Origin of the sequence: Acinetobacter sp. WCHA55 (genome assembly GCF_002165305.2) — a bacterium.
GTDB lineage: Bacteria > Pseudomonadota > Gammaproteobacteria > Pseudomonadales > Moraxellaceae > Acinetobacter.
This window is the reverse complement of record NZ_CP032286.1, coordinates 890,003-903,980: the sequence shown is the minus strand read 5'-3', so window position 1 is coordinate 903,980 and position 13,978 is coordinate 890,003. Positions and strand designations below refer to the sequence as shown.

General features: G+C 41.4%; 10 protein-coding genes. 6 read left to right on the top strand and 4 right to left on the bottom strand.

The window, feature by feature from the left end; genetic code table 11:
- Positions 1–12: 12 nt before the first annotated feature.
- Both mgtE and CDG62_RS07125 read right to left on the bottom strand, forming a co-directional pair.
- Complete coding sequence (mgtE, locus tag CDG62_RS07130) at positions 13–1,359, bottom strand: magnesium transporter (RefSeq protein ID WP_087526305.1); 1,347 nt, start codon at positions 1,357–1,359, stop codon at positions 13–15.
- A gap of 136 nt (positions 1,360–1,495) precedes the next feature.
- A complete protein-coding gene (locus CDG62_RS07125) occupies positions 1,496–4,600 on the bottom strand; it encodes a multidrug efflux RND transporter permease subunit (RefSeq protein ID WP_087526306.1) in 3,105 nt (1,034 codons plus the stop codon).
- Positions 4,601–4,857: 257 nt separating this feature from the next.
- On the opposite strand from CDG62_RS07125, the gene CDG62_RS07120 reads away from it, so the two are divergent.
- Together CDG62_RS07120 and CDG62_RS07115 are read left to right on the top strand one after the other, a co-directional pair.
- Entirely contained in the window at positions 4,858–5,997 is a 1,140-nt protein-coding gene (locus CDG62_RS07120; protein WP_087526307.1) for a glycerophosphodiester phosphodiesterase, read from the top strand.
- 213 nt (positions 5,998–6,210) lie between these two features.
- Positions 6,211–6,585 (top strand): diacylglycerol kinase, encoded by a 375-nt coding sequence (locus CDG62_RS07115; protein WP_087526402.1) that lies wholly within the window; start codon positions 6,211–6,213, stop codon positions 6,583–6,585.
- A gap of 103 nt (positions 6,586–6,688) precedes the next feature.
- Here the strand turns inward: CDG62_RS07115 and CDG62_RS07110 are convergent, their stop codons facing one another.
- A complete protein-coding gene (locus CDG62_RS07110) occupies positions 6,689–8,293 on the bottom strand; it encodes an isocitrate lyase (RefSeq protein ID WP_087526308.1) in 1,605 nt (534 codons plus the stop codon).
- Between the two features lie 637 nt (positions 8,294–8,930).
- Between CDG62_RS07110 and CDG62_RS07105 the strand changes: the two genes are divergently transcribed.
- The 4 genes from CDG62_RS07105 to CDG62_RS07090 all read left to right on the top strand — a co-directional run bounded on the left by CDG62_RS07105 (position 8,931) and on the right by CDG62_RS07090 (position 13,361).
- Positions 8,931–9,920 (top strand): LysR family transcriptional regulator, encoded by a 990-nt coding sequence (locus CDG62_RS07105; protein ID WP_087526309.1) that lies wholly within the window; start codon positions 8,931–8,933, stop codon positions 9,918–9,920.
- Positions 9,921–10,049: 129 nt separating this feature from the next.
- On the top strand, positions 10,050–11,378 hold the full coding sequence (locus CDG62_RS07100; protein WP_087526310.1) for a hemolysin family protein: 1,329 nt from the start codon (positions 10,050–10,052) through the stop codon (positions 11,376–11,378).
- A 236-nt stretch (positions 11,379–11,614) separates the two neighbouring features.
- The gene (locus CDG62_RS07095; RefSeq protein ID WP_004982682.1) at positions 11,615–12,955 is read left to right on the top strand and encodes a CitMHS family transporter; all 1,341 of its coding nucleotides are present in this window, start codon (positions 11,615–11,617) and stop codon (positions 12,953–12,955) included.
- Positions 12,956–13,076: 121 nt separating this feature from the next.
- Positions 13,077–13,361 (top strand): hypothetical protein, encoded by a 285-nt coding sequence (locus CDG62_RS07090; RefSeq protein ID WP_087526311.1) that lies wholly within the window; start codon positions 13,077–13,079, stop codon positions 13,359–13,361.
- 47 nt (positions 13,362–13,408) lie between these two features.
- On the opposite strand, the gene CDG62_RS07085 is transcribed toward CDG62_RS07090, so the two are convergent.
- Positions 13,409–13,921, bottom strand: a complete 513-nt coding sequence (locus CDG62_RS07085; protein WP_087526312.1) for a hypothetical protein — start codon at positions 13,919–13,921, stop codon at positions 13,409–13,411.
- Positions 13,922–13,978 lie beyond the last annotated feature (57 nt).

Sequence of the window (13,978 nt, the reverse complement as noted above, 5' to 3'; positions counted from 1 at the left end):
TTGCTTATAAGCTTATGACAAGGTCAGAATTTGCGATGCAATCAGCAGATATACCACCACGCCTGACGCATCACAAATTGAGGTGACCAAAGGTGCAGATGCACTAGCAGGGTCGAGTTTCATGCGGTTTAAGATAAACGGCAGGCTCATACCAATCAGACAACCCATCAACACAATGCCCATCATACTCAATGCCAATACTACGGCGACCATAATGTCCCCACGGAAATAGCCCAAAATGGAAACCGCCGTTGCCATGGTTCCACCCAAGCACAGTGCAACTAGACTTTCACGCCCTAGCAAATAAAACCAGTCTTTAAAATGTACGTCGCCGGTTGCCAGTGCACGTACCATTAAAGTGGCGGACTGGGACCCCGCATTTCCTCCACTTCCTACCAGTAAAGGAAGGAAAAATACCAAAACGATATGTGTCGCAATCAAGTCTTCAAAGTGGGCAATTCCTAACCCTGAAAGTAAACTGCCAAAGACCAGAAATACCAACCAAAATACCCGTTTCTTATACAGTAAGAGGATTGGAGCCGTTTTAATACTCATCTGTGGACTGGCCGTAACCGCACTACTTTTTAGAATATCTTCTGTGGTTTCTTGTTGTACCACATCCATTGCATCGTCATATGTCACAATCCCCAATAAACGCTGCTGCTCATCAACAATGGGCAAAGCCATAAAATCATAATGAGCCAGTTTCTGTGCAATGCTTTCTTGATCCTCACTGACCAACCCCGTGATGACATGACTGGTCATAACCTGTCCAATAGATTGCTCAGGTGGGGCTTGGATGATTTGTCTCAGCGAAATCACCCCGTGTAAATAACGCGAGGCATCGGTCACATAGATGAGATATAAAGTTTCACTTTCCGCTGCATGCTGTCGTATATGCTGAATTGCCTGTTGCATGGTCATTTCGGCATGTACCGTAATGACTTCGGTGCTCATAATTGCACCCGCAGACTCAGCTGGATAGTGCATTAAATCATTCAGCTGGGCTTGAACATGCGCATCTAACTGCGGAAAAATATGACCTTGAACGTCCTGCGCTAAGCTTTGAAATAAATCGGTACGGTCATCCGAATGCATATGAGCCAATAGCTTCACCAGCAAAGCCTGAGGCAATTGCGCTGCTAGCTGCTGCTGCTCGGTTAATGCTAAAAACTCAAAGACATAACTGGCTTGTGGCAATTGTTCCAATAGCCGAATTTGGGCATTGATAGGTAGGCCCATTAAAATATCAGCCAGATCCGCAGGGCTATAGTGTTTCAGACTTTGGATAAAAATATGGTTATCAGGCTGATTTAATTGCTCTTCGAATGCTTGCTGTGAAAATGACAGATTTGGCATACACCACTCAAATATTGTTCTTCTTAATCTTTCTGAGTATAGCAAAGGATCTTTAAATGTCAGGACTTTCAGCCTAAGGGGGTTAAAGATTTGCTTTGCGCCTATACGCTGCCATACGAATCATTCAGATTCAATTTTAGACTTCTTCCTGAGGTGTTCGTCCATGAAACACACGGCGAACCAAGACATACATTAAAGGAATAAACAGCAACACCAACACCGTGCCAAAGATCACGCCACCGAGTACACTCACCCCAATTTCCTGACGACTTGCCGCCCCTGCACCAAAGGCAAAAACCAAAGGGGTCACTCCTGCCCCAAAAGCCAAAGATGTCATTAAAATCGGACGTAAGCGCAAGCTTGCCCCCTCCAACGCAGCTTCAATTGCAGTCTGGCCTTTTTGCTGTGCCAATGAAGCAAACTCCACAATTAAAATCGCATTTTTACAGGACAAACCAATCGTGGTCAGCAAGGCAATTTGGAAGTAAATATCATTCGGAAAGCCCGTCAGATAACTGAACAAGATATTGCCGCCAATACCTAGTGGAATCGCACTCATGACGGCTGTTGGAATACTCCAACTTTCATAAAGTGCCGCAAGACATAAAAAGATAAAGCCTATGGAAACCAAATACAGTAGTAATGCTTGGTTATTGGACTTGTTTTCCTCGAACGATAATCCACTCCATGCCAAATCAATACCATCATGCCCTCGTACCATATCTTGAACGTCTTGCATGGCTTGACCAGAACTGACATTTTGTGCCGTATCTGCCTCCATTTCTAGTGCAGTGTAGCCCATAAAGCGATTCACTACCTCAGGGCCTCCACTCCAAGACACTTGGGCAAAATTTGTAAAAGGAATCATTTGGTCCAGATCATTACGTACGGTCCACGCTTGAAGATCATCAGGTTTTGAACGAAATTCGGCATCCCCTTGCATAATTACCCGCTTAATCCGACCACGGTCAATAAAGTCATTGATATAACTTCCGCCCCAAGCACTAGATAAGGTGCTATTAATAGCGGTCTGACTGAGTCCATTTGCCAAAGCTTGCTTTTGGTTTACATCTACTTTGAGCTCGGCTTTATCAGGGTTAGAACGTTTATCTAAATTGCTAAAACTAGAATACTGCTTGGAAGCATCCTGCAAAGTTTTGAACTGTGCTTCTAAATAAGCACGACCTTCGCCATTGATATCACGTATCCAAAACTCCATACCATCGGTTTGCCCTAACCCACTAACTGAAGATGGCATATTCACGTTAATTTGCGCATTTCGATGCGATTTAAAATGAGCAATCGCCCGCTCTCGAATCGCCTGTGCGGAGTTCTCTGTTCCTTTACGTTCATCCCAATGTTTGAGCGCAATAAAACCTTGTCCTAAATTTTGTCCTGTTCCCGAGAAATTACGCCCATAACGGATCATCACCAAATTAATATTGGTCTGTTCTTGATCTAAAAAGTATTGGCGAATTTCTTCTCCTACCACACGGCTTTGACTCAGTGGTGCACCATCGGCCAGTTTAAATTGGACACTTAAAATACCCTGATCTTCACTGGGAATAAAACTGGTCGGCAAAGCACGATAAAACAGCGCAAAGACGGCAATGAACGCCACAAAAACCACCAGCATGATTTTACTGTGCTGAATGGTCTGCGTACTCAACTTTAAATAACGATGTTTTAACTGATCCAACTTCAGATTAAACCAAGTTGCCCATCGTGCCGATTTATCATTGGGCTTTAAAATTAAGGCGCACAGTGCAGGCGTTAGGATCAATGCGACCAGCAGCGATAGTGCCATAGCTGCAACTAAGGTCATTGAAAACTGACGGTAGATTACTCCTGTTGAACCACCGAAAAAAGCCATGGGAATAAAAACCGCGGTTAATACCAAGGTAATCCCAATCAATGCCCCACTGATTTCCTGCATCGATGCAATTGAAGCTTGTTGAGCATTCATCTGCTGTTCATGCATCAGCCGTTCAACATTTTCCACCACCACAATCGCATCATCTACCAAAAGCCCGATGGCTAAGACCAATGCAAATAAGGTTAAGGTATTGATACTCATCCCGAGCACATACAAAATGGCCAGCGTGCCTAAAATTACAACAGGCACAGTAATAGTCGGAATCAGTGTCGCGCGCCAGTTTTGCAAAAAAACAAACATGACCACTATCACCAAAAGCACTGCTTCAAACAGTGTTTTGACCACTTCCTTAATCGACTCTTGTACAAAAGGGGTATTATCACGTGGATAAACAATTTGATAACCTTCAGGAAGTTTTGAAGATAACCGACCCACTTCTTGTTTGATCAACGCTGAAGTTGCCAATGCATTGGCACCTGAAGACAGTGAAATCCCCATACCTGCTGAAGGAAAGCCATTGATGGTATTAAACGACTGATAATTTTCTGCGCCTAATTCCACCCGTGCGACATCTTTTAAATAAATAAAACTACCATCACGCGTCGATTTGACGATGATATTTTCAAATTCATCAACGGTTTTTAAACGTGTACCTGAGGTGACTTTGGCATTTAAATATTGATCGGATAGGCTGGGCAACTCGCCAATGGCACCTGCGGCCACTTGCGTATTTTGCGCTTCAACCGCCGCTCGGATATCACTCGGCATCAGGCCATATTGACGCAGCTTGTGCGGATTCAGCCATAAGCGCATGGCATACTGCGCGCCAAAAACATCAACCTCGCCAACCCCATCAATACGGGCTAAATCTTGCTCCAAGTGCGTCATCATATAATCAGACAGTGCAATATTGCTGCTTTTGCCTGTTTGGTCATATAGACCAATCACCATGTGCGTATCGCCAAGCGACTTATATACATTTACTCCTTGACGTTGCACATCTTCAGGTAAACGGTTAATCACTCCATTGATGGCATTTTGAACTTGCACCTGAGCGGTATCTGGGTCAGTTCCATTTTCAAAACTAATGCTGATTCGACTACGACCATTTGAGTCACTGCTCGAACTAAAATACAGTAAATGATCAATCCCCTTAATTTGTTGTTCTAAAACCTGAGTCACACTCTCTTCCACCGTTTCTGCCGATGCACCCGTATATGTTGCACTCACCGTAATTCGAGGAGGTGCAATATCTGGGTAGCGCTCTACAGGCAGTTGAAATGTGGCAAATAAACCAAATGCCATCACGATAATCGCCAGCACACCAGCAAAAATTGGACGATGAATAAAAAATTTAGACAGCATGGGTCTGCGGTACTCTTGGGTCTGAGGCTAGATCTAGAAACTGGTTATCACTTCATGCTTGATCTTCTACGACGAATCATTAAAAAACAAGATTTAACAACATGAAATAGAACATTAAAGCTAAATATGAAGAAACTATGAAGAAAGCTTTTTGACCAATTGATGACATCCTGTAATTTTTCGCAATTTGTCATTGATCTGAGATATTAAAATTAAACACTGAGTCCGCAACACCACAATAAAATGTTGAGGAACACATGTTAAAAAGAACATTATTAAGTTTTATTTTTTTAGGCTTATTGGGCTGTCATCATGATGAGAAAGACAATGCAGAATCTCAGCCACCGCCAAACAATGCCAAATACATTGAGCCTACATTGCTTATTATTGGACATCGCGGCGCCAGCGCACTGCGCCCTGAACACACCTTAGCCGCTTATCAAAAAGCAATTGATGATGGTGCAGATTTTATTGAGCCTGATTTGGTGCCAACTCTCGACGGTTATTTAGTCGCTCGCCATGAAAATGAAATCGGTGGAACCACCAATGTCAGCGTCTTGCAGCAGTTTGCAGAACGGAAGACCAGTAAAGTTGTTGATGGCGTGACTTACACAGGTTGGTTTACTGAAGACTTTACTTTAAACGAGCTGAAGCAATTGAAAGCACGAGAACGTATTCCAGAGATTCGTCCAGCAAATGCACAATATAATGATCAATTTGATCTGCCCACTTTAGATGAAATTATTGAGTTGGTAGATGCACACTATAAAAAGACAGGAAAAATTGTAGGCCTGTATATCGAAACCAAACATCCCAGCTATTTCCAAGGTCTTAATTTAGCCATGGAGCAACGCCTATTAACCACGCTGGCCAAACACACCTATAGTCGTGACATTGCACCGATATATATCCAGTCATTTGAAGTCAGCAACTTAAAACAGATGCGTCATCAGTTAGATCAATTAAAATCGATTCGACATGCCAAAATTATTCAACTCTATGGCGGTAAGTCCGAACAATCCGCCGATGCTGTGCTTGCCAAATCAACACTCCGCTATAGTGATATGGCAACACCTCAAGGGCTGAAAGACGTCGCAAGCTATGCACATGGTGTCGGACCAAGTAAAACCTATATCGTGCCGAATACTCAGCCGGCGCCCCCAACCAGTTTTGTGAACGATGCACACGCAGTAGGTTTAAAAGTACATCCTTATACCCTACGCCCTGAAAATAATTTCTTACCAGACTATTTAGACTGTAGCGCTATAGCCGCTGAAAAGTGCGAAAATGGCGCGCTGGCAGAACTTGAAATTTTCTTTAAAGCTGGAGTGGATGGTGTCTTTACTGATGATCCTGCTTTGGGGCGTCAAGCAGCAGATGCTTTTTTGAAAAAATAGAATAAGTCATATATAAACTAAACCAAACATTGAAACATCTTGTTTACGTCAAACCCATATCCATCCTTTAACTCTAGAGATTAAAAGCAGGCTTTTTAATCTCTTTCGCCTTATTTTAGGTGTGCATAGATTAAGCACTTTTTGAATACTATAATTAAGTGACTTTTAATATAGATCATGTATTGTGGCTGAAATTTTAAGATGGTTGATGGTATGAGCCAATATTCCCCACTCAAAGGCAAGTCAGGTTTTAAGCGTATTTTTAATGCAACACATTATTCTATTTCAGGTTTTAAAGCTGCATTTGCGCACGAAGCAGCTTTTCGCCAAGTCCTGCTGATTAACCTGATTCTGATTCCAACAAGTTTTTTTTGTGATGTCAGTCACTTAGAACAAGCTCTCATGGTGGCCGTCTGTTTACTTGCAATTATTGTTGAGTTATTCAACTCAGCGATTGAGGCGATTGTGGATCGTATTTCACTGGAGCGTCATGAGCTTTCAAAAAATGCCAAAGACATGGGCAGTGCTGCGCAGTTTGTTTCTTTAAGTATTATCTTTATTGTATGGCTGCTGATTCTGATGCCTTAATGTTTTTGTTCAATATTTCACGTTCAAACTGTTCAACAAGCCCAAAATTAAGTCATAAAAAAACCCTGCTTTCGCAGGGTTTTCTTTTGAATCAGTTCAGTGCTTAGTGAGCAGCGAATTGGTTCATTGTGTTTTTAGCATCATCGTGCGCTTTAAGAGCGTTGTCACCAGAGAAGATTTCTTTGTGATCATCACCGATGTCAGAACCAGCCATTGCTTGGTGTTTAACACAAGCGATACCACCGCGGATTTCTTTACGTTGTACGCCAGCAACATAAGCCAACATACCTTCAGAACCGAAGTAACCTTGTGCAAGCTCATGAGTAGAAAGAGCAGCAGTGTGGTAAGTAGGAAGTGTGATCAAGTGATGGAACACACCCGCTTCACGAGAAGCATCAGCTTGGAATGTACGTACTTTCTCATCAGCATCAGCAGCTAATTCAGTTGCATCGTACTCAGCGCTCATTAATTTAGCACGGTCGTAAGCAGAAACGTCTTTACCTTCAGCAACCCAACGGTCGTAAGCTTGTTGACGGAAGTTTAACGTCCAGTTGAATGATGGGCTGTTGTTGTAAACAAGCTTAGCATTTGGAACTGTTTCACGTACACGGTTAACCATGTGAGCGATTTCTTCAACGTTTGGAGTCGCAGTTTCGATCCAAAGAAGATCCGCACCATTTTGAAGGCTAGATACGCAGTCAAGCACAACACGGTCAATTTGAGTGTCAGCACGGAACTGATATAAACCAGAAGCTAAACGCTTAGGACGGTGTAATTTACCATTACGTTTGATCAAGATTTCATCTTCTTGAGCATCAGCAATGTCAATTTCAACTGTGTCTAAGTAGCTGATGTATTGAGAAGCGATGTCGCCTGGCTCTTTAACCACTGGGATTTTTTGAGTCAAGTCAGCGCCTTCAGAGTCAGTACGTGCAACGATGATACCGTCGTCAAGACCCATTTCTAAGAATGCATAACGTAATGCATGGATTTTAGCGATGAAGTCTTCGTGCGGAACAGTTACTTTACCAGCTTGGTGACCACATTGTTTCGCGTCAGATACTTGGTTTTCGATTTGTAGTGCACAAGCACCAGCTTCGATCATTTTCTTAGCAAGTAAGTAAGTTGCTTCTTCGTTACCGAAACCAGCGTCGATGTCAGCAATAATTGGCACAACGTGAGTTTCAAAGTTGTCGATTTGAGCAGTGATTTCAGTAGCTTTAGCAGTGTCACCAGCTTCCTGTGCTTTTTTAAGCGCACGGAATAAATCGTTTAATTCTTTAGCGTCAGCTTGACGTAAGAAAGTGTAGATTTCTTCGATTAATGCAGGAACTGAAGTTTTTTCGTGCATAGATTGGTCAGGAAGTGGACCAAATTCTGAACGAAGTGCAGCAACCATCCAACCAGAAAGGTAGATGTAGCGACGTTCAGTAGTACCGAAGTATTTTTTGTTCGCAATCATTTTTTGTTGTGCGATGAAACCATGCCAGCAACCTAATGATTGAGTGTATTTGCTAGAATCGGCATCATAAGCAGCCATATCACGACGCATAATCGCAGCTGTGTATTTAGCAATGTCTAAACCAGTTTTGAAACGGTTTTGTAATTGCATACGCGCAGCATCTTCAGGACTGATGTCTGCCCATGTGTTACCGAATTTTGCTTTTAATTCGCGGATTGCATCAATCGCTGTTTGATATGTAGTCATGATATTTCCTGTAATAATATTAGGATTTTCTTCAACGAAAAGCTAAAATCAGACCCTCAAGCTTTTGCTTAGATTTAGAGCGCTTCGTTGCGATGAATACAGATTAGATTGACAGAAAAAATTAATCCAATATTCTGCATTAATTTTCAGTATTTATTTAAAAAATATATAGATAAAAGTCTAATTATATTTCGATAAATCAAACCCAAGTATTTGTTATTATTGAATTTAAATAAAATGAAATAAACATAAAAAATACACACATTGTCGAATATTTTTTCATTAGACTTAAGTCTCGGCCGTTGAAAAAAGCAGGCCTAGCTGAAAATCAATACTTAATTTGGCCGAAATGACAATAGTTCAAAATTCTGCAAAAGGAATACTTATCACGCTTTTATTCGACCAGTCATAAGCCATTTTTTAGACAGTAATTTCAGACTTGATTCATATCCTTTAGGACATTATTTAGGACCAATATGTCCTCTATGTCTAAACATAAAAACCCATTTTCTGAGAAAATGAAGGGGGTGTTCTTTATACAATCCCATGCTTTTTTTTTCGTCAGTTTATTACACAAGCCCGATGGCTTATGGCATAATGCAAATAATTTCATGATTTTATTCTCGGTATTTATTTTATGAATCTGGAGCGGGTTGATCTAAACCTCTTAATTTACTTAGACGTACTTTTACGCGAAAAAAATGTAACCCGAGCAGCTGAACAATTGGGTGTCACCCAACCAGCAATGAGTAATATTCTGCGTCGTCTTCGTAACTTATTTAATGATCCCCTGCTCATTCGCTCTTCTGAAGGTATGACGCCGACCGAACGAGCTTTAGAATTACAACCCCGCATACGTGACGCTCTTTCTGACCTCTCCATGATTTTGGAACCTCGTACCGAGTTCCGTCCTTATACGTCAAATCGTGTTTTCCGTATTATGACTTCGGACTATGCCGAAGCAACCTTAGTTCCCCGCCTCGTTAAAGCACTGCGTTCAGAAGCACCCAATGTGGTCTTAGACTTCTTAACCCCAAGTGATGTGTCATATCGTGATATGGAACAAGGTAAAGTTGATCTCGCCATTAACCGATTCAATGAAATTCCACAAAGCTTCCACCAAGTTTTGGTCTGGCGTGACAGTTTTTCATGTTTACTCAACGGGAAACACCCCGCTGCTAACAACTTAAACCTAAAAAGTTATCTTGATGCGCAGCATATTTGGGTCTCTAAAACAGGTATGGGCGTTGGTTTTGGTGTTAACCCTGAAAAACAAGCAGGCCTAGGTTGGATTGATCAAGCTTTAGAGCGTATTGGGCAAAAGCGTAAAATCTCGGTCTTTACTCGCCACTATCAAATGCCTGCACTATTGGCTTCAAATGTAGACTTGGTCGCAACTTTACCTACCCGTATCGCACGCCTACAAGCCAAAAGTCAAAATCTCCTGATTAAAGACCCACCTTTTTATATTCCAGAATTTGAATTGAAAATGGCATGGTGTCCACTGTTGCATCATCATCCTGCACATCGCTGGCTCAGACAACTCATTTTATATGTGGCACGTCAAATGATTGAGGAAGAAAATCGTGAGTTTTTAGGCAATAACTCGCAATTCTCACATTATTAAACATTCAAGCTCTAAATAATTCATTTTCATACCAATAACTCAGGTATGATAGAAGACAGTAAGTCATTACTGTCTTTATTTTTTTGTGTTAAAAATATTCATAATAACGATGAATCACAGGTGGATTCCGTGAGCCTTTTTCAAAACATAGTTATCATTCTGATCCTGATTGCTGGGGCGGGTTTCTTGTCTCTGACAGAAATTGCACTGGCAGGAGCACGTAAGGTCAAGCTGAAAATCTTGGCGGAGTCGGGCGATGATCGCGCACAGAAAGTTTTGAATTTACAAGAAAATTCTGCTGACTTCTTTGCCGCTTCACAAATTGGCTTAAATGCAGTGGCGATCTTGGGCGGTATTTTAGGTGAAGGGGCTTTTCGTCCTTACTTTATGAGCTTTGTTTCTCGTTTTTATACAGGCCCTTGGTCTGAAACCATTAGCTTTGCTTTATCTTTCACTTTAGTGACCTCGCTGTTTATTTTGTTTGCCGACCTCATGCCAAAACGTTTGGCCATGATTGCTCCAGAGAAAATCTCTATTGCGGTGATTAACCCCATTCAGGTGTTTATTAAGGTTTGCAAACCTTTGGCTTGGATTATTAATGCCGTTGCCAACTTGTTATTCCGCCTGTTTAAAGTGAATACCACTCGCGATGACAACATTACCTTTGATGATATTTCTGCGGTGATGGATGCTGGTGCGCAAGCTGGCGTCCTACAAAAGCAAGAGCACCATTTCATTGAAAACGTATTTGAACTTGAGGAGCGTAACGTACCTTCAAGTATGACGACACGTGAAAACGTGGTGTATTTTACTTTAAATGAATCCGAAGCCAGCATCCGTCAAAAATTGGCTGAATATCCTTATTCTAAGTTTTTAGTCTGTAGTGAAAATATTGACGATGTAATTGGCTATGTAGACGCCAAAGACATTTTGGTCCGTATTCTGAATAATCAATCTTTACTCCAACTCAATGAAAATACCATTCGTAATGTTCTCACTATTCCAGACACATTAACCTTGTCCGAGTTGTTAGACCGTTTTCGCTCCACCAAAGAAAAGTTTGCTGTGGTGATTAACGAATATGCTTTGGTCGTTGGCGTTATCACCCTGTCGGACATTATGATTACGGTGATGGGCGACTGGGTCACCCCTATTGAAGCTGAACAACAAATTATTAAACGTGATAATAATTCATGGTTAATTGACGGCAGCACACCGATCGAAGACATGAAGCATGCGCTTGAAATCGATGAAATGCCAGATGAAGAAAATTATGAAACTTTGGCTGGTTTTATGATGTACCGTCTGCGCAAAATTCCACGTCCTGCCGATACCGTAGAGTACGCAGGCTTTAAATTTGAAGTGGTCGATGTCGATCATTTTAAGATTGACCAACTTTTAGTCACACGCTTACTTGAAGATACACTACAGCCTGAAACCAAAACAGTCGAAGAATAGAAGCATCTCTTTAAATCAAAACCTTGCAACTGCAAGGTTTTTTTGTTTTCAAATTTAGCGGCATAGAGTTATACAGAATAAGTATCTTAACCATACTTTATAGATATATATTATTTATTAGAAAAATAGAACAAAAAATCACATATGTTTAAGAGCATTTAAAAATCATGGCGAATTGCATACTATCGCTGTCACTTGATGAATAAACAGACTTAACACGTTCAAAGGATTGATCCATGCTGACCATTTTAGGTTTAGGCATGATTATGTGCTTCATGTACTTAATCATGTCCAAACGACTGAGCGCTCTTGTTGCTTTAACTTTAATCCCTATTATTTTTGCATTACTTACTTATGTTTTAAGTCTCTTTGTTGACAACCTTGCTGGATTCGATATTGCTGAACTTGGCAATATGATGATGGAAGGCATTAAAAAGCTCGCTCCTACGGGCGTAATGCTCCTTTTCGCAATTCTTTATTTTGCAATTATGATCGACACGGGTCTATTCGACCCTTCAGTGAAGTGGATTTTAAAACAGGTTAAAGGCGATCCTTTAAAAGTGACCCTCGGTACCATTACGCTGACTTTAATTGTTTCCTTAGATGGCGACGGCTCAACCACTTATATGATCTGTGTTGCCGCAATGCTACCGCTGTATAAGCGTATTGGTATGAGCCCTTTAATTATGGCCTGTCTAATGATGCTTGCGAGTGGCATCATGAACTTAACCCCATGGGGTGGACCAACGGCACGTGCTGCAACTGCATTGCATGTCGATCCAAACGATGTCTTTGTTCCAATGATTTTACCAATGCTTGTTGCAATTGGCTGGTTATACTTCCTCGGCTTTATGTATGGCCGTATGGAGCGTAAACGCATTGGTATTGTGGAATTAGATATTAGTCATGGTGACAGCATTCAAATTTCACAAGAACCTGAAGCTAACCGTGCCCACTTAAGATGGTTTAACGCTCTATTGACTTTGGTCTTGATGGTCTGCTTAGTCATGGGTGTTTTACCTGCGGCTATTCTGTTCATGGTTGCGCTGTGTATTGCCTTGGTGGTGAACTATCCTGATTTAGACATGCAAAAGCGTTTGGTGGGTAACCACTCTGCCAGTGCCTTAGCTGTAGTCGGGATTATCTTCGCAGCAGGTATTTTTACTGGCATTCTATCTGGTACAGGTATGGTTGAGGCCATGTCCCAAGAATTGGTTGCCATTATTCCAGAAAGTATGGGGCCGTATTTAGCGCCAATCACAGCTGTGATTAGCATGCCACTAACCTTCTTTATGTCAAACGATGCCTTCTACTTTGGTGTACTACCTGTACTCTCTGAAGCTGCTGGACACTACGGTATCACTCCTGTGGAAATGGCTCGCGCATCGATTGTCGGTCAACCTGTACACTTACTGTCTCCTTTGGTTCCATCGACTTACTTACTCTGTGGGTTGGCAGGAATTAACTTCGGTGAACACCAAGAATTTACCATCAAATGGGCGGTGATTACCTGTTTAGTGATGCTGGTTACAGCGATGATCTTTGGTATTTTCCCACTTTACTCAACACTGGGTTAATCAAATACCCACACTGAGTGATAAGGAACAGTAAGCTCAACAATCAATAAATACCCGATGTATCACATCGGGTATTTTCATTTATAATGCCTTGATATAACAATACAACAGAGTCAAGCTTATGTCTTTTTCATTGCCCGCTGTGTTGGCATGTACTTTCTTTTATTCTGCGCTTTATCTGATTTACTATTATTTTGCCCAATACAGCCACACACTGCTGATCGTATGTGCGATTGTTTTACTAATTTTGGCATGGAGAGTTACTCCTTATGCTTATGAACGTGAACAACGCAGCTTTAACGATACTCTTTCTTTTGGACAGTATTTTTGGAATCCACTCATTACATGGTGGCGACTGTTCATTTGGCCCATCAGCTTATTACTGGCTTGGATTTTTCATAGCTAATATAGCGCCATAAAAAAGCACCCGAAGGTGCTTTTGAGACGAAGATCTTAACGACCATACAATTCAAGCAATTTATCTAAAGTCGCTTGATAGTGAATGCTAATATCTTCAGATAAAATTTTATATGCGCTGTCAAACTGAACCATTGGCCAGCCTTCTTTCCAAAATGGGAAGATGTTATGCAAATCATGGGTCACGGTCGCATCTTCCCGAACAATGGCTTGCGCAACTTGTGACAAGACTTGTGCCGTTTCCGCACCATCAATCGCCATGTAGTCTATCCCACGTACTTTTAAAATACGAATGCGGTCTTTCTTATAGCGGATTTTTTTGGCTTGGGCATCATTAAGACCCAATGCCAAAGCTACAGCTTCAACAAATTTACTTTCAAAAGACTGATGCAAAGCCACAATCGCAAGTTTATGTGCTTCTTGACGACCCGCTTTACCACCTTTACGAATCTCTTCTTTTGCCTCTGTATCAAGTACATCGTCTTTCATAGACTGCAAAATGTCTAAAATTTCGATATCACTTAAAGATTCAGGAGAATGATCAGTCATAAACTGCCCTTAGACAAAAAAATTGAATCGTCTATTTTCGCATAATTCGACATGAAA